Genomic DNA, 17,460 nt, shown 5'->3' on the forward strand with positions numbered 1-17,460 from the left:
CTGTTTTTTTGCGGTTGCCCTGCTTCGCAGGCTTCCATCCTTGACCCATCCATTTTTTTTCGTACTTTAGACGCTTGATTTTTATAAACGCTAATGAACACCACAGCAGTAACTTCCTTACAAGATTCAGTATATGAGAAATTCCAAGCGCTCTTTAACGACACGCCACTCATCGTCCGGTCGCCGGGCCGCGTAAATCTCATCGGCGAGCACACCGACTACAACAATGGGTTGGTGCTCCCCGCCGCTATAGATAAAAACATCATCGTCGCTGTCGGAAAACGGAATGATGGCGCCATACGGCTGCATGCCTTGGATCAGGACCAATCATATTCCTCAACGCTGGCCACCATTGAACGCTCGCCGCTGCTTTGGCCAGATTATATTTTGGGCGTCGTGCAGCAGTTGCAACAACGCGAGTATCCGTTGCACGGGTTTAACCTCGTATTTGGCGGCGATATTCCTCAGGGGGCTGGCCTTTCGTCTTCTGCGGCCTTGGAGTGTGCCACCGCTTTTGCGCTCAATGAACTGTTTGCATTAGGCATCCAACGGCTGGATATTGCGCTTATCGGGCAAGCTGCCGAAAATGAATTTGTCGGCGTCAAATGCGGATTGATGGATCAATTTGCAAGTGTATTCGGACAAGAACAACGATTAATCAAATTGGATTGTGCTGACTTCTCCTACGAGTACATTCCGTTTAATAATCCTGATCTGCGGATCGTATTGTTTGACACGCAGGTCAAACACTCCCTGGCTTCATCGGCATACAACGAACGCCGGGAACAATGCGAATATGGACTGTCACTTATCCAACAGCACCACCCCGAAGTGAAAAGCCTGCGTGACGCTACCCTCGCGCAGCTTGACCAATATGTAAAGCCTGTGGACCGGGTGGTGTACAACCGGTGTTATTACGTAGTAACGGAAATACAGCGACTACAAGATGGCTGCGAGGACCTGAAGCAGAACGACTTTGAGTCATTTGGCCGGCGTATGTTCGAGACCCACGACGGGCTCCAGCACCTGTATGAAGTGAGCTGTGACGAACTGGATATTCTGGTAGACCTTGTGCGGGACAATCCAGCGGTATTGGGCGCCCGGATGATGGGCGGCGGATTCGGCGGCTGCACCATCAACTTGGTGAGCGCAGACCGGGTTGAGGAGGTGATCGCTGCTGTTACCAATGCTTATACGGCAAAGACCGGATACGCAGCACACGTTTATGTCGCCAATATATCAGCAGGTACCAGCGTAATAACCGGATAAGCGTTTCAACATAACAGATCAAACCATGACTCATTATACACTGCCCAAAGCACGTAACTTCGAACATCAGATCTCGGGCAAAAACACGCACCTTATCACGCTGGAAAACAGCCGTGGGATGGCCGTAGCACTTTCTGATTACGGTGCCCGTATCGTGAGCTTGCTTGTACCCGATAAACACGGCAATCCCACCGATGTCGTATTGGGTTTTGACAGCATTAAGGGCTACCTTGCAGCAGACGAACAATACCACGGCGTGACGGTGGGCCGATTTGCAAACCGCATTGCCAACGGGCGCTTTACCATCGACGGTGAAACGTTCTATATCGAACCGAACAATGGCGCAAACGCCCTCCACGGCGGCGCCAACGGATTTCACAGCCGAATATGGGACAGGCGCATCGTCTACAAAGAAAAGGCCGATTTCTATTACGTAGCCGCCGATGGCGAAGAGGGGTTCCCGGGCAAACTTTCCGTCATGGTCAAATACCGATTGACGGACAACAATGAACTCATCATCAGCTATCGGGCGCAGACCGATAAGCCTACCGTCATCAACCTAACCAACCACGCCTATTTTAACCTCAACGGAGAAGGAAACGGCGACATACACAATCACATTTTGCAAATACAAGCGGCCAATTACCTTCCGGTAGATGAACATCAAATCCCTACCGGTGTACCGGCACCCGTGGAAAACACACCCTTTGATTTCCGGACGCCTAAGCTCATCGGGCAAGACATCATGCAGCCCGACGATCAATTAATCAAAGGCAACGGAGGGTACGATCATAATTATATCTTGGATACGGAAGCACTGGCTAAAAAGCGCCCGGTAGCTACGGTGCGGTCGCCGGTCACGGGCATCAACCTTGAAGTACTGACGACCGAACCGGGGCTCCAGTTTTATACCGGCAATTTTCTCACAGGCAAAGACAAAGGAAAACGAGGAAACCCCTATGAAAAACATGGGGCATTCTGCTTGGAAACCCAACATTTTCCGGATTCACCCAACCAGTTGGATTTCCCAACCACATTACTTTTACCCGGACACGTATTTGAATCTCAAACGATATATCGATTTTCAGTAGTCAAGTAGCTTTACACGATGATATTAATCGTAGACGACAAAATTGAAAACATTAAAGCACTAAAGAAGATTCTGACAGCGCAGGGCTTCGAAGTGGATACAGCATCGTCAGGGGAAGAAGCCTTGAAAAAAGTACTAAAAAATGATTATCAGCTCGTAATACTCGATGTGCAGATGCCAGGCATGGACGGTTTCGAAGTTGCTGAAGCCATCTCGGGTATTAGTAAAACCAGCGAACTGCCAATCATCTTTCTCTCTGCGGTAAATGTCAGTAAAGCTTTCATCACCAAGGGATACACCTCCGGTGGCCATGACTACCTGGTGAAACCGATCGACCCGGACATCCTCGTACTTAAAATAAAAATGTTTATCAAGCTCCAAGAACAAGCGAAGGAGCTGGCCCGTACGCAGCAGGAATTACGCAACGAAATAGCGCACCGCATCCGGGCGGAAGAGAAGAAAGACGAGTTTATCGGAATGGCAAGCCATGAGGTGAAAACCCCGCTGACCTCCGTGAAAGCGTATATCCAACTTGCCGGCGTGGCCATCCATGACAACAAAATCGCCAGAGCGCTACAGTTTATCAATAAAGCCAATAACCAGGTGGATAAGCTAAACCACATGATGACCGAGCTGCTTGATATTGCCAAGATGGAATCGGGAAGGTTAGATTTCAACCTCTCCGAATTTAACCTCAACCAATTGTTGGATGATGTGCTCGATATTTTCCAACAAAGCAACCCCGAGCGTGAGGTGATTCGAAGCGGAAACGCAGACATCGTGGTCCGGGGAGATGCACTGCGGCTGGAGCAGGTTATTCTTAATTATCTGTCCAATGCCGCGAAATACTCGCCCGAAACGGAAAAAATACACCTTGATGCCTGCGAGACCCCAGACAACGAAATCCGAATCAGTGTGAAAGACCATGGGATTGGCATAGACAAGAAAGAACAAGTCAATCTCTTCACGAAATTTTACCGAACCAAACAGTCAAGCGCCGAATACCGCGGCTTGGGAATGGGCCTCTATCTCTGTGCGGAGATCGTCAAATTCCATGGCGGAAAATACGGTGTAGAAAGCCAGTTGGAGAAGGGTTCCACCTTTTATTTCACCTTGCCTGCATCTGCAAGGATAACCGTTAATACACCACCACCCCAAACTTCCTAGTTATGTATAGTAAAGCAAACGCTAATCTAAAAACTGGTTTTGGCTTATCGATTTTGTTACTGATAATCAGTTCCGTAATCTCTTACATCTGTATTGACAGGTTGCTGCATAGTTCGGAAGAAGTACGCCGGACCCACGAGGTGACCCGGATAATCAGCCAAACGATATCCAGTATACGGGAAGCCGAATCGGCACAACGTGGATATTTGCTTACCGGGAATCTGCTCTTTATGGATCCCTATTCCACGGCCTGTCGACAGGCCCATGAATACATCGACCAGGTGCTGCAGCTCACCCGCGACAATCCTGCCCAACAGGAGACCGGACGGCAACTGAAAGAAACACTCAGTTTGCGCATTGCCCGCATGAACGCAATGATAGAAACCAAGCAGAAGACCGGTGCAATCAACACGGAAGACATGGAGGCGGGCCGGACCTTTATGATAAACATTCATACACTGGCCGATCAAATGATCAGTGAAGAAAACCGCCTGCTTGATACCCGTACCACCGTACAAAACCGATTTGCCACATATACACCCGGCGTGATTGTGCTGGCGGCACTACTGGCCATTCTGGTCGCCGTGGTTTTTTACATACGAATCGTGCGCGATATGGCTGTGCGCAGGGCCATGGCGCTGCAGCTGGAACAAAAAGAATGGGAGATGCAACAACGTATCGATTTGATACAAGGCATTGCGGCTCAAATTTCAGCAGGAGATTACACCATCCGGATAAACGACGAGGAAAAAGATGCCCTTGGCAGCTTAGCAGGCTCGCTCAACCGAATGGCCGAATCCCTTGCCCTATCTTTTGAACGGCTTGAAAATAATGAATGGTTACAAAGCGGCGTGGCGGAGCTAAACGAAAAGATGGTCGGCGAAAAACAGGTGGATACCATCTGCACCGATATCATCAATTTCCTGGCTGAATACACGGACAGCAAGGCCGGAGCCCTTTATCTTATCAATGGTGATACGCTCTTCCTTGAAAGTGGGTATGCGCTCCAACCGGACAAGGTCACCAGCATCGCACCGGGTGAGGGTATTGCTGGGCAGTGCATGCTTAGCCAAAAGGCGATGGTACTGGACGGAATCAATGCGGAGGCGGTGGTCATTTCGCACGCTACGGGAGCAATTAAGCCGGGCGGTGTGATTGCCTTTCCGATATTCCATGAACGGAAGGTCATCGGCGTAATCGAGCTGGCTGCGCTGGATCCATTTACCCCCAACGAGCTGGCATTTTTCAATGCAGCCGCCCAGAACATCGGCACGGCTATCTATGGCGCACAAAGCCGCAAAAAGCTCCAGGAGCTCTTGGAAGAAACCCAAACGCAGGCAGAGGAACTGCAAGCGCAGCACAGCGAATTGGAGAACTTGAATACAGAGTTGGAGGCCCATGCGCAAAGGTTGCAAGCGTCGGAAGAAGAGTTGCGGGTGCAGCAGGAAGAATTGCAACAAAACAACCTCGATCTGGAAGAGCGTAACCGCATCATTCGTGAGCGAAATGCGGAAATCATGAAAAAAGCCAAGGAGCTCGAACTCAGCACGCAATACAAGACCGAGTTCATGGCCAATATGTCGCACGAATTACGTACACCGCTCAACTCCATTTTGCTGCTCTCTCGCTACCTCGCTGAAAACAGCGAGCAGAACCTGACCGACGACCAAAAGGAATCAGCTTCGGTCATTTACAACTCTGGAAACGGCCTTTTGCAACTGATTGACGAACTACTTGATCTTTCCAAGATCGAGGCGGGCAAGATGGATGTAGAATACACCACCGTACACGTCGCTGAGGTGCTTGATAACATGGAAAGCACTTTCATTCCGGTAGCCAACGACAAAAAGCTCGAATTGCAGGTCATTAACGCAATGCCGCAAGCGTTCACCTTGGAGATTGACAAGATGAAACTGGAGCAGATATTGAAGAATTTGCTTTCCAACGCATTGAAATTTACCTCCGAAGGCCATGTCAAATTAACCGTAAACACCAAGGCTAAAGACGAAGACTGGCTGGAGTTTACCGTGGAAGACACCGGGGTGGGCATTCCCAGCGAAAAGCTTTGGCAGGTGTTTGAAGCTTTCACGCAGGCAGATGGCTCAACAAAGCGCAAGTATGGCGGCACAGGACTCGGGCTTTCCATCAGCCGCCAACTGGCTCGGCTACTCGGGGGTGATATTGACGTGAGCAGCGAGCTCGGAAAAGGAAGCATCTTCACACTGACAGTTCCTGTTGCCAAGCCAATAGCGCAAGAAACAGGTGCGCCCAACCCCGCCGTTGATAGCTACGAAGCTGCACAACCCGCAGACCCGGCTCCTTTGCGACATATCGAATCGGTCATTCCCCAGCCGATACCGGATGACCGGAGCCGTATAACACCCGTGGATAAGGTCATCCTAATCGTCGAAGACGATACCGCATTTGCCAAAGAGCTACTCCGCTTTACCCGCAGCCAACATTACCGGGGAATTGTTGCCGTACGAGGAGACGAAGTCATGGAACTGGTCCTTCGGTATAAACCCCTGGCAATTCTACTCGACATCAAACTGCCCGTGAAAGATGGCTGGCAGGTGATGGAAGAATTGAAATCAAATACCGAAACCCGCCATATACCAGTACACATCATGTCTTCGCTGGAAGCAAAGAAAGAAAGCCGCCAACATGGAGCGGTCGAATTTTTCAGCAAACCCATGGCCCTTGAACATATGCAGGAAATGTTCAGGAAGCTGGAAAAGGCACTGGCAAAGGGTTCGAAAAAAGTACTCATCGTTGAAGAAAACACCAAACATGCCGAAGCATTAGCCTACTTCCTTGAGTCATTTAAGATCTCGTCTAGTGTGAGACACTCGATAAACGACAGCGTCGACAGCCTTTTAAAGAATGAGGCAGACTGCGTCATTCTGGATATGGGCGTACCGGACAAAAATGCCTACGACTTGTTAGAAACCGTGCGGCAAAACCCTGGGCTGGAAGACGTACCCATCATTGTGTTTACCGGCAAAAGCCTATCTCCCGCGGAAGAATTCCGCATTAAGCAATATGCCGATTCCATCGTCGTCAAAACGGCCTATTCCTATCAACGGATTATCGACGAAGTCGCTATCTTTTTACATTTGGTAGAATCGCAGAAAGAAAACCTGGCGAAAACCGGCAAACTGCAACTCCAAATGAAAGATGTCTTGCATAAGAAAACCGTACTGATAGCCGATGACGATGTGCGCAACATTTTTTCATTGACCAAAACGCTCGAAAATTTAGGAATGCATGTGGTAACGGCCACCGATGGGGTAGAAGCATTGGAACAATTGGAAAACCATCCCGAGACAGACATTGTGCTGATGGATATGATGATGCCGCACATGGATGGTTATGAAAGCACCACGAAAATACGGCAACACCCGCAATTCAAGGATTTGCCCGTAATCGCGGTAACGGCCAAAGCGATGCTCGGCGACCGCGAAAAGTGCATTACGGCGGGAGCATCGGACTACATCTCGAAACCGGTAGATATCGACCAGCTGACTTCCTTACTGAGGGTATGGTTGTATGACAGAACCACATAGCGATTGCCATGGAAAAGAAAATTCTTATTATTGATGACGACGCCCGGAATATTTTTGCGCTGGCACTCACGCTGAAAACAAAAGGCTATCCCTGCTTGTCGGCTACCAGCGCAGCGGAAGGCTTGGAATTATTAAAACATCATCCCCAGATAAATTTGGTGCTTTTAGATATGATGATGCCCGACATGGATGGCAATCAAACGCTCACAGCCATCAAGGGCGATAGCCGGTATGCCCATTTAGCCGTGATTGCCGTCACCGCACAAGCGATGCGCGGCGATAGGGAGAAATGCTTGGAGGCCGGAGCCGATGGCTACATCGCCAAACCAATCGATGTGGACAAACTATTGCAACTGCTCAAAGAGCACGGTCTGAATGCACGCGAGCACGGTTGATTCAGTCCACCAATTTACGTAGAGCTTCGTTTACCCGCTCGAATCCGAATGCTGTGACCACCGCGTCAAAGGCCTGTTGGATTTCAGCATTGCAAAGGTTACCAATACTGCCTTCGTGTGTGTGATTGACGGCTTTTTGCGGTTTAAACGTACCCGCCTCAATGGCTAATCCAATGTTGCGGTAAGCTTCACGAAACGGAATGCCTTTCCGCACTTCATCGTTTACCACTTCCACGCTGAATAAGTAATCGTACTTGGGGTCTGCCAGTATATCGTCTTTGATTTGGATATGGTCCAGCATAAACGCCGTAATCTCCAAACACTCATTTAGGGATTTAAAGGCAGGAAAAAGATTTTCTTTGAGCAATTGCAAATCGCGGTGGTAGCCGGACGGCAAGTTTGTCGTCATCAAGGCTATTTCGTTGGGCAACGCTTGTATCTTATTACACCGGCCCCTTACCAATTCGAACACATCTGGATTTTTCTTATGAGGCATGATGCTGGAACCTGTAGTCAGGTGGTCCGGGAAGCCTATAAAACCAAAATTTTGGTTGATGTACAGACAGATATCCATAGCCAGTTTGGCCAGGGTGGCCGCTACCGAACTCATCGCTTGTGCCAGTATACGCTCGGTCTTTCCGCGCCCCATCTGCGCATACACCACATTGTAATTGAGGGTTTCAAATCCAAGCAATTCCGTGGTCAGCCTCCGGTTAAGCGGAAACGACGATCCATAGCCAGCGGCAGAGCCGAGGGGGTTTTTATTGCATACTTTCCAAGCGGCCAGCATCACCTCCATATCGTCTACCAGGCTCTCGGCATAGGCACCAAACCAAAGCCCGAATGAAGACGGCATGGCTATCTGCAGGTGGGTATAACCCGGCAGCAACACCGATTGGTATTTGTCGCTCAACGAAACAAGCCGGTTAAACAGGTCCCCCGTATTTTTGACCATGCGTTCGATTTCGGTACGGAAAAAAAGCTTCAGATCCACCAAAACCTGATCGTTGCGGGAGCGGCCACTGTGGATTTTTTTCCCTGCATCGCCGATGCGCTGTGTGAGCAGCAGCTCCACCTGCGAATGCACATCTTCCACATGTTCGCCAATGGAAAAGTCACCGGCTATGACCTCACGGTACAGCGCCTTGAGTCCATCTTGCACCGCAGCCAAGTCCCGGCTATCCAGCAACCCAATGGTATGCAGCATGCGGGTATGTGCCAATGATCCCAAGACATCCGCAGCCGCCAATTGCAAATCGAGTTCGCGGTCATTGCCCACCGTGAATGCCTCTACGAAACGATCTACGTCGGTATTTTTTTGCCAAATCTTCATTTCAAGGGCAAACTTATGCAAAATGCTTGGCATTCAATAAGCGGCCGTAAATAAACGATATCAAAAATTTGCATTTCTTGCAAAAGAACTGGCAAAAAGCGATATTTTAGCCTACACATTACAAGTAACACCAAATTCACCGTAGCACAATGAAGAAAACACTGCTTTCCCTTTTCCTTTTCGTGGCCGCATTTTCTACTATCGGAATACGTGCCCAAGAAAAACCCCCATTGACGTGGCAGGATATCGCCGCCTGGCAGTACATACGCCCTTACAACACGGCCCTATCGCCCGATGGCCAGTGGCTGGCATGGGTAGATGGACCTACGGAAGGCGATCTAAAACTCGTCTTGCGCCATACCCAGGATACCTTGCGGTATGATTTTGCCATAGGGGGCACCGCAACTACGGCCGTATTTAGCCGCGATGGAAAATATGCCGCATTTCGCGAGTCGCCTAAACGCGCCGAAGCCAAGGCAGCGGAAAAAGCACGGAAACCCCTCTACAGCAAACTGCACGTTATTTCGTTGCCGGATACCCAAAAGGTGGTCTTTGAAAAAATCAAAGACTTCGGTTTTTCCGGCGAGCAGCCGGCCTGGATAGCCGTTAGCTTTGCCGCACCGGACGGAGCACCAAAAGGCGATGATGCCCCTAAAGGCACAGACCTACTGTTATATCATCTAGCGACCGAGAAGAGCTTCAACCTGGGCAATGTATCAGCCTATGCGTTTAATAAAACGGGCAACTACCTCGCGTACACCGTGGATGCCAACGGGCAAAACGGCAACGGCATCTTCTTACGCGATATGGCTACCGGGATTACCACAGCTCTTGACAATGACAAGGCCTCCTACAGCCGTATCCGTTGGAACGATGAAGGCACTGCCTTCGCGTTGCTCAAAGCCAAGAAAGACGAAGCTTATAAGACTCCTGTATATAGTGTCATTGGCATCAGCCGCATCAACGGCGATCATACCGCAAAGGTCATTTACTCGGGTATCGATGATGAACACTTCCCCAAAGGGAAAGGCATCAGTGAGCATGGCGATGTGTTTTGGTCTGACGATCTGAGCACGCTTTTCTTCGGCATCGCCAAGCTGGAGAAGAAAGCCGGCAAAGCGGACGGGCCTGGCAACGCGGATTCGGTAGCCAGCAAAGACAGCATCAAGGCCGACTCCGCAGTAATCGCCAAGGCAGACACTTCCCAAGCGGGCAAAACGGCGACAGCGGCCAAACCTAAAGACAAAGCGGATGTTGAAAAACCAGACGTGATCATTTGGAATTGGCAGGATAAACGCCTGCAATCAGCCCAGCAGGTACAGCAGCAACGCGACAAAAATTTCAGCTTTGCCGCCGCATATCGTCTGGCAGACAACCGCTTCATCCAGTTGGCAGACAGCACCATGCGAAACGTCACCATAGGCCCCAAGCAGCTGTATGCGCTGGGCTACGATTATTCGCCTTACGAATGGAGCAACAGCTTGGATGGACAAAGTTACGTCGACCTCTACCTGATTGACACTAAAAACGGCGAAAAAACCCTGTTGCTCGAAAAATACTACCAGTCTGCCGCACGAGGGATTCCCTTTGCACCGAACGGTAAGCTGATTAGCTATTATCAAGACGGCGCATTCTATTCGATTGATCTCACCACCCGGCAGACCTACCCACTCACCGCGCAAGTCGACGCGTCGTTTGTGAATGAAAAGGATGACCATAACGTCACCAAACCGGCCACGCCTCATTTCGGATGGTCGGAAGATTCGAAGTTTGTTTTTATTCGCGACAATTATGACCTTTGGCGTATCACCGCCGACGGCAAACACGCCCTATCATTGTCTGACAATTGGAAACAGACCAAGACGCAGGTAGCGGGTGCCTATCGCATTTATCCGAATGACAAAGCGATCGACTTAAAAAAACCGCAGTACTTCGCTGTGTTCAACGATGCCACGAAACAAAGCGGCATCGCACTGCTGGGGGCAGGCAAAACAAGCTTGCAGCTTTTGTTTATGGATGACCACGGCTACAGCGGCCTACAAAAAGCCGAAGATAAACCGGTATTTACGTTTACAAAAGAAAACAGCGTCAAATCACCAGAATGGCTGGTGAGCTCCGCTCCCGACCTCGCCAACGCCACCCAACTGACCGAAAACACCCCTGACCAAAAACACTACGCCTGGTCATCCGGTGTAAGGCTGATTAATTACGTAAGTGATCATGGAGACACCCTCCAGGCTGCTTTATACTTGCCCGCAGGCTATGAGGAAGGCAAGCGTTACCCCACCATCACCTATATCTACGAGCGGCTCACCCAGGGCCTCAACAGCTATGCCATGCCCGCCTACCCTGGCGGCGGCTTCAATCGGACAGTGTATACCAGCAATGGTTATGCGGTACTGATGCCCGACATCAAATATAAGCTCAATGACCCGGGTATGTCAGCCGTAGCTTGCGTAATTCCTGCAGTCAAGGCAGCCATCGCTACAGGCATTGTCGATAGTGATAACGTAGCCATACACGGGCACTCATGGGGCGGTTATCAAACCTCATTCCTGATCACGCAGACCAACATCTTTAAAGCAGCGGCAGCCGGCGCACCGCTCACCAACATGATTAGCATGTACAGCCTCATTTATTGGAACAGCGGCAGCACCAACCAGCCCATATTCGAAGCCAGCCAAGGCAGGCTCACTCCTGGTTACTGGGACAACTGGGAGGCATTCACCCGCAATTCGCCTATTTTTCACATCAAACAAGTGCAAACCCCGTTACTGCTGCTCCATAACGATAAAGATGGCGCGGTAGATTACACGCAGGGCATCGAATATTACAATGGTTTACGCAGGCTTAATAAGCCCGTGGTGATGATTACGTATAAAGGCGAAAATCACGGTATCGCGAAAGATCCCAATAAAAAAGACTATGCCGTACGGATGCTTGAATTTTTTGACCATCACCTCAAAGGCAAGCCGGCGCCTGATTGGTGGGAGCGCGGCATCGATTTGCTTGATATGGAAAAACACCTTGACGAGCGGGCGTTCCGTTGATGGATTAGGAGATATTTCATCCAATACAAAAAAGCGCAGCATAAAACTGCGCTTTTTTGCAATGCCCTGCTAAAAGGATAAAGCAAATTATTGTGAGTGTTTACTCACTTATTTTTAAAAAAAACCTTTGCGGTAATAATTTATATTCATACGTTTGTAGCCATAACAGGGGAAAATGGTATTGATTCAGTTGCTTTTGGGAAAATCAAAAAGGTAAGTGAATCGTGAATTACTCGATATTGTAAACATAAATTGATGATAGACTTCCACGTCTTAAAACTGGGACAAAAATTTGCTAACCAATTATAAACCTATTTGTTTATTTTTTATTTGACAAAAGCGGTGTAAAGGCTGGGAACTTTTACGCCGCTTTTAGTCTTTACGTGTAGCCAACCGCTTTCTTACCTTACTTAAAAATTCAGGCGTCATCCCCAAGTAAGATGCGATATAATGTTGTGGTACACGCAGCACGATTTTGGGGTATTGCCGGACAAACTCCAGATACCGCTCTTCTGCCGTTTGGGCAATCGTGCGAATCAGCCGATGCTCCAGAGCAGATAGATGGCGTTGCACCATGAGCCGAAAAACCCGCTCAAATTTGGGCACCTTTGCCAATAATTCTTCTTTGCGCGATGGATTAAGCGTCAGTAGCTCGCTATCCTCCATGGCTTCGATATACAGGAGGCTGGGTTTATGTTCATGGAAGCTCCCGATGTCACTTACCCACCAATCCTCAACAGCAAACTGCAAAATCACTTCGCTGCCATTTTCGTCGATATAATAAGTACGGATGCACCCTTTTACGATGTACGCCTCAAAATCACAAACTTCGCCCTGCCGTAGCAGCAACTGCTTTCGCTTCACTGATTTGGCTTTTAATAACCTGTTGAATACCGCAAGGTCGTCCGGCGAAAAGTTTGCGCAGCGGCTTACATAATCGTTAATGACAGCAAACATCGTTAAGTTTATTGTTTGTTGAATCAAACATAACAATTATTTGTATTAAATACACAAGGCCATTTCTTGTCATAGGTTAATGTGCAGGGGATATGACCTTTCTATTTTTGCATCAACAAAGAAAGGATAATATCATGGACAACAGCATTTTGGGCATCCACCACATCACCGCCATCGCGGGGGACGCCAAACGTAACTACGATTTTTATACCCGTATATTAGGCTTACGGATGGTCAAGAAAACCGTCAATTTCGATGACCCCGAGACGTATCACTTCTATTTCGGTGATGAAGTGGGTACGCCGGGTACCATCCTCACTTTTTTCCCGTGGGGTAACCGCGTGCGCCAAGGTCGCCGCGGCACCCAGCAAGTCACCGAAATCGGTTATGCAGTACCCCAAGGAAGCCTTGAGTTTTGGCGGCAACGGCTTGACGCCAACAACATTATTTATAATAACGTCGCTGAAAAATTCGGCGAACAGTACCTTTCGTTCATCGACCCCGATGGCCTGAAGCTGGAACTCACCGTTCCCCAAAAAACGGATACCCGTACACCTTGGGAAACTGACGAAGTAAAAGCCGACCACGCCACGCGCGGATTCCACCACATCACCATCACCACCACCAAGATGGACGCCACTGCACGTATCTTGACTGAGATATTCGGTTATCGTCTCCTCCAACAGGAGGTAAACCGCTACCGTTTTATTACCGATACGGTAGCGCATGCGGCGTTGGTGGACATCGTCGAGGCTCCCGGCGAAGCCGTGGGGCTCGTTGCAGGCGGTTCCGTCCATCACGTCGCTTTCCGGGTCAAGGATGAAGCTGCATTGATGCACTTCAGGGAAAAGATCATCGCCCAAGGACTCAACATCACGGAGAAAATCGACCGCAATTACTTTTATTCGCTCTACTTCCGTGAACCGGGCGGCGTATTGTTTGAGATTGCCACGGACAATCCGGGTTTCGCCACGGATGAAACCGTAGCGGAGCTTGGCAGCGGACTCAAATTGCCGTCGCAATATGAAGGGTACCGCAAGCGGATTGAGCAAGTTTTACCGCAATTAGATTAATCTGCTATGTACACGCACGAAAAACAAATCATACAAACTGGCAAATTGGCTGCACACGCCAAAAAAGCCGTAGTGCTGCTCCACGGACGGGGCAGCACTGCACAAGGCATTCTCTCCCTGCAGCGCCACCTACACGTCGAAGACGCGCTGTTGTTAGCTCCCCAGGCTACCAACAACTCGTGGTATCCTTATAGCTTTCTGGCACCGGTAGCCAACAACCAACCTGCTTTGGACTCGGGGCTTGCCCTCTTGGATGAAGTGGTTGCGGAAGCTGCCGGGCACGGCATCACTCCCGATCAGCTTTATTTCGTCGGCTTTTCACAGGGAGCTTGCCTTACATTAGAATACGTGGCACGCCGTGCCAAGCGGTATGGCGGCGTGATAGCGTTTACCGGCGGGCTTATTGGCGAAACACTGAATATGGCCATTTATCAGGGCAATTTCGACGGCACCCCCATCCTGATCACCGCCGGGGACAACGACCCGCATGTACCACTGTACCGAATTGGAGAAAGTGTCGTTGTCCTCCGTGAAATGGGGGCCGATGTCAAAATGGAAATTTATCCCCAGAAGCCGCATAGTATCAGCGCTGATGAAACATTGCTGGCGAATGAATTTGTTTTGACCTGACATTTCAACGTTATATTTATGGAACTACAACAAATGCCCATCGTAAAAGATGAAACACAACGTCAATACCAGCTAACGATAGACGGCCAAGTGGCTTTCATCGATTATAAACAACATGGCAAACGGGTATACCTTGTCCACACGGAGGTGCCCGCAACCTTGGAAGGCCGTGGCGTAGCCGCCTCGCTGGTAAGCAAGGTATTTACCCACATCGAGCAAAACGGCGAACTATTGATACCGTTGTGCCCTTATGTGCAGGCATACCTGAAGCGGCACCCCGAATGGAATCATTTAATGGAAAAACAGCCCAACGATGGAAACGTTTGACGTCACTCGCTTATATACGGATGAAAAGGGTGATAGCCGCTTCGAAACCATAAGGTATCCCCTTACCGACGCGGGTCCCATTGGCTACCTTTCTGAGCGGTATCCGGTCCGGGAAATTATCTTCCGCAAGGTTCCTGCCGGTTACGATTATACATTTCATAACGCGCCACAGCGACAATTCATCGTGATGCTGGATATCGGCGTGGAAATCGAAACTTCTACGGGCGAAAAGCGGCAATTCCAACCCGGCGAAATCATCTTGGTTGAAGACACCACCGGAAAAGGGCACCGTACCCGTAACCTCGCACCACAGGTCCGGTCTTCGTTATTTATCACTGTAGCGTGAAACGTTTTTCCTGCACATCACGGGCATTTGTGCCCACAAACACGGCAAATTCCCCCGGTTCGGCAACATATTCCAGTTCGGCGTTGTAAAACTTGAGATCTTCTTCCGTCAAGTCAAAGGTGACCTGTTGCGACTGCCCCGGTGCCAAGTGCAGCTTACGGAACCCCTTAAGCTCTTTGACCGGACGCGTCACCGACCCAGCCAAATCGCGGATGTACAGCTGCACGACTTCCTCACCGGCATAATCACCCGTATTGGCCACATCCACGCTGACCTGGAGCTTACCGTCCCGCTGGAGCTCGGTCGTACTGAGCGTCAACTCACCGTAGGCAAACGTCGTATAGCTCAGTCCATATCCAAAAGGATAAAGCGGATCGTTGCTCACGTCGAGGTAATTGGAGCGAAATTTTTGAAACCACTGCCCATCTGCCAATGGCCGTCCCGTGTTTTTATGGCTGTAGTACAAAGGCACTTGTCCCACGTGCTGCGGAAACGTGGCCGGCAATTTTCCCGATGGGTTTACATCCCCAAAGAGCACATCAGCCACGGCCTTTCCGGTTTCCGTACCCCCGAACCACACATTCAGGATGGCGGGCACATGCTCATTTTCCCAGGTAAGCGTAAGTGGCCGTCCTGTGAACAGCACCAGCACCACCGGCTTGCCGGTCTCCAGCAACTTGGCCAATAACCGTTGCTGTACAGCAGGAATGCTGATATCGGTACGGCTGGAGCTCTCGCCGCTCATCTCCGAACTTTCTCCCAAGGCCGCAATGATCACATCCGCCTGTCCGGCGACTGCCAAAGCCTCGGCGATCACCTCCTGCTCAGGCCGTTCATCGCGGGGTATGGTACGCCCGAACATCGTGGCCCGCTCTTGATACGCTGCATCCTCCAGCAGGTTCGACCCGTGGTGATGGACAATCTTCACCTGGTTACCCAACGCATCACGCATTCCCTCCAGCAGGGAAGGCGTGTTTTCCAGATCAGCGCTCACACTCCACGTGCCCGGCATGTTGGCGCCGGTATTCGTCAGTGGCCCGATCAGTGCTACCGTCCCCTGCTTTTTAAGAGGCAGTACATGCCCCTCATTTTTCAGCAACACGAACGACTTTCCTGCAGCCGTTCGCGCCTTGGCCAAATGTTCGGCGTTCAGAATCACTTCCTTTGCCCGGTTATCATCGATATAACGGAACGGATCTTCAAACAGCCCGAGTTTATACTTCGCCTCCAATACGAGCCGGCAGGCACGATCGATATCGGCCGCGCTTACTTTACCTTCGTCCAACGATTTTTTCAGTGTAGTCAGAAATCCCTCGCCCACCATATCCATTTCCACCCCGGCCTTCAGCGATAGGGCAGACACTTCCTGTAAGTCGCCTAACCCGTGGTCAATAAGTTCGTTGACTGCCGTATAATCCGTCACGACAAACCCAGTGAACCCCCATTGATTGCGCAACACATCCGTCATCAACCATTTATTGGCTGTAGCGGGCACCCCGTTGATGTCATTGAAAGCGGTCATCACACTACCAGCCCCTGCATCGATAGCCGCTTTGTATGGAGGCAAGTATTCGTTATACATGCGGTGCAGGCTCATATCCGTCGTATTATAGTCGCGCCCTGCCTCAGCAGCCCCATATAGCGCAAAATGCTTAACACACGCCATCAACGTGTTATGAGCGGCGAGGTCGTCACCCTGATAGCCCCGTACCATCGCCTCAGCAATGCGCGACCCAAGGTAGGTGTCTTCGCCGCTACCTTCGGATATCCGCCCCCAGCGTGCGTCACGCGAGATATCTACCATGGGTGAGAATGTCCAGTTCAACCCGTCAGCTGAAGCCTCCATGGCAGCAATGCGTGCAGTCTCCTGGATAAGTTCCATATCCCAGGAAGCCGCAAGGCCCAGCGGAATCGGAAACATCGTTTTATAACCATGAATAACATCCATTCCGAAAATGATGGGAATTTTCAGTCTTGAGTGATTGACCGCCAGTTCCTGTGCAGCACGGATACGCTGCGGGGTGCTCATGCTGAAGATCCCGCCGATCTTTCCTTCTTTGATTTTGGATTCCACGTCGGTACTGACCACTGATCCGGTCACCGCCTCTCCCGCAGTGACCAAATTGAGCTGTCCGATTTTCTCTTCGATGGTCATCCGGCTCATCAGTTCGCTGACAAAGCGATCCATATCGTTATGAGCTTGTTGGGCGCACACTGGTTTCATAGCCAGCGACAGGCATATCAGGCCTATACAAAA

At 50.1% G+C, this 17,460-nt stretch carries 13 protein-coding genes; 10 read left to right on the top strand and 3 right to left on the bottom strand.

What is annotated here, in order from left to right:
- Window positions 1-93 precede the first annotated feature (93 nt).
- From galK to B5X72_RS12740, 5 genes are read left to right on the top strand one after another with little or no spacing between them, the layout of a single operon-like run.
- Window positions 94-1,269, top strand: coding sequence for a galactokinase (galK, locus tag B5X72_RS12720; RefSeq protein ID WP_079717295.1), 1,176 nt, complete (start codon window positions 94-96; stop codon window positions 1,267-1,269).
- Window positions 1,270-1,294: 25 nt separating this feature from the next.
- Complete coding sequence (locus tag B5X72_RS12725) at window positions 1,295-2,368, top strand: aldose epimerase family protein (protein ID WP_079717296.1); 1,074 nt, start codon at window positions 1,295-1,297, stop codon at window positions 2,366-2,368.
- A gap of 9 nt (window positions 2,369-2,377) precedes the next feature.
- A complete protein-coding gene (locus B5X72_RS12730) occupies window positions 2,378-3,526 on the top strand; it encodes a hybrid sensor histidine kinase/response regulator (RefSeq protein ID WP_079717297.1) in 1,149 nt (382 codons plus the stop codon).
- Window positions 3,527-3,528: 2 nt separating this feature from the next.
- The gene (locus tag B5X72_RS12735; protein WP_079717298.1) at window positions 3,529-7,092 is read left to right on the top strand and encodes a response regulator; all 3,564 of its coding nucleotides are present in this window, start codon (window positions 3,529-3,531) and stop codon (window positions 7,090-7,092) included.
- Between the two features lie 8 nt (window positions 7,093-7,100).
- Window positions 7,101-7,487, top strand: a complete 387-nt coding sequence (locus tag B5X72_RS12740) for a response regulator (RefSeq protein WP_079717299.1) — start codon at window positions 7,101-7,103, stop codon at window positions 7,485-7,487.
- A gap of 1 nt (window position 7,488) precedes the next feature.
- Here the strand turns inward: B5X72_RS12740 and argH are convergent, their stop codons facing one another.
- Entirely contained in the window at window positions 7,489-8,820 is a 1,332-nt protein-coding gene (gene argH, locus B5X72_RS12745) for an argininosuccinate lyase (protein ID WP_079717493.1), read from the bottom strand.
- A 149-nt stretch (window positions 8,821-8,969) separates the two neighbouring features.
- Here argH and B5X72_RS12750 point away from each other — a divergent pair, with 149 nt between their 5' ends.
- Window positions 8,970-11,870, top strand: a complete 2,901-nt coding sequence (locus B5X72_RS12750) for a S9 family peptidase (protein ID WP_079717300.1) — start codon at window positions 8,970-8,972, stop codon at window positions 11,868-11,870.
- A 372-nt stretch (window positions 11,871-12,242) separates the two neighbouring features.
- Here B5X72_RS12750 and B5X72_RS12755 read toward each other — a convergent pair whose 3' ends face one another.
- Entirely contained in the window at window positions 12,243-12,827 is a 585-nt protein-coding gene (locus tag B5X72_RS12755) for a Crp/Fnr family transcriptional regulator (protein ID WP_079717301.1), read from the bottom strand.
- Window positions 12,828-12,961: 134 nt separating this feature from the next.
- On the opposite strand from B5X72_RS12755, the gene B5X72_RS12760 reads away from it, so the two are divergent.
- Genes B5X72_RS12760 through B5X72_RS12775 form a run of 4 tightly spaced genes read left to right on the top strand, consistent with a single transcriptional unit; the run spans window position 12,962 to window position 15,203 of the window.
- Window positions 12,962-13,900 carry a ring-cleaving dioxygenase gene (locus tag B5X72_RS12760; protein WP_079717302.1) on the top strand — a complete coding sequence of 313 codons (939 nt, stop codon included), beginning with the start codon at window positions 12,962-12,964 and terminating at the stop codon, window positions 13,898-13,900.
- 6 nt (window positions 13,901-13,906) lie between these two features.
- Window positions 13,907-14,530, top strand: coding sequence for an alpha/beta hydrolase (locus B5X72_RS12765; protein WP_079717303.1), 624 nt, complete (start codon window positions 13,907-13,909; stop codon window positions 14,528-14,530).
- Window positions 14,531-14,548: 18 nt separating this feature from the next.
- Entirely contained in the window at window positions 14,549-14,857 is a 309-nt protein-coding gene (locus tag B5X72_RS12770) for a GNAT family N-acetyltransferase (protein WP_079717304.1), read from the top strand.
- A complete protein-coding gene (locus B5X72_RS12775) occupies window positions 14,844-15,203 on the top strand; it encodes a cupin domain-containing protein (protein WP_079717305.1) in 360 nt (119 codons plus the stop codon). Before B5X72_RS12770 ends, B5X72_RS12775 begins: the two co-directional genes overlap by 14 nt.
- On the opposite strand, the gene bglX is transcribed toward B5X72_RS12775, so the two are convergent.
- Window positions 15,190-17,427: a beta-glucosidase BglX gene (gene bglX, locus B5X72_RS12780; protein WP_245826937.1), complete on the bottom strand. Its 2,238-nt coding sequence runs from the start codon at window positions 17,425-17,427 to the stop codon at window positions 15,190-15,192. The two genes, B5X72_RS12775 and bglX, sit on opposite strands and share 14 nt — an antisense overlap.
- Window positions 17,428-17,460: the final 33 nt, after the last annotated feature.

The sequence above is a fragment of the Parapedobacter luteus genome, assembly GCF_900168055.1.
In the GTDB taxonomy this organism is placed as follows: domain Bacteria; phylum Bacteroidota; class Bacteroidia; order Sphingobacteriales; family Sphingobacteriaceae; genus Parapedobacter; species Parapedobacter luteus.

Bases quoted from the DNA above. Each gene is read 5' to 3' on its own strand.
- B5X72_RS12765 (WP_079717303.1), top strand. From the start codon at position 13,907: ATGTACACGCACGAAAAACAAATCATACAAACTGGCAAATTGGCTGCA.
- argH (WP_079717493.1), bottom strand. From the start codon at position 8,820: ATGAAGATTTGGCAAAAAAATACCGACGTAGATCGTTTCGTAGAGGCA.
- B5X72_RS12740 (WP_079717299.1), top strand. From the start codon at position 7,101: ATGGAAAAGAAAATTCTTATTATTGATGACGACGCCCGGAATATTTTT.
- B5X72_RS12760 (WP_079717302.1), top strand. From the start codon at position 12,962: ATGGACAACAGCATTTTGGGCATCCACCACATCACCGCCATCGCGGGG.
- B5X72_RS12725 (WP_079717296.1), top strand. From the start codon at position 1,295: ATGACTCATTATACACTGCCCAAAGCACGTAACTTCGAACATCAGATC.
- bglX (WP_245826937.1), bottom strand. From the start codon at position 17,427: ATGAAACCAGTGTGCGCCCAACAAGCTCATAACGATATGGATCGCTTT.
- B5X72_RS12735 (WP_079717298.1), top strand. From the start codon at position 3,529: ATGTATAGTAAAGCAAACGCTAATCTAAAAACTGGTTTTGGCTTATCG.
- B5X72_RS12750 (WP_079717300.1), top strand. From the start codon at position 8,970: ATGAAGAAAACACTGCTTTCCCTTTTCCTTTTCGTGGCCGCATTTTCT.
- B5X72_RS12775 (WP_079717305.1), top strand. From the start codon at position 14,844: ATGGAAACGTTTGACGTCACTCGCTTATATACGGATGAAAAGGGTGAT.
- B5X72_RS12770 (WP_079717304.1), top strand. From the start codon at position 14,549: ATGGAACTACAACAAATGCCCATCGTAAAAGATGAAACACAACGTCAA.
- B5X72_RS12730 (WP_079717297.1), top strand. From the start codon at position 2,378: ATGATATTAATCGTAGACGACAAAATTGAAAACATTAAAGCACTAAAG.
- galK (WP_079717295.1), top strand. From the start codon at position 94: ATGAACACCACAGCAGTAACTTCCTTACAAGATTCAGTATATGAGAAA.
- B5X72_RS12755 (WP_079717301.1), bottom strand. From the start codon at position 12,827: ATGTTTGCTGTCATTAACGATTATGTAAGCCGCTGCGCAAACTTTTCG.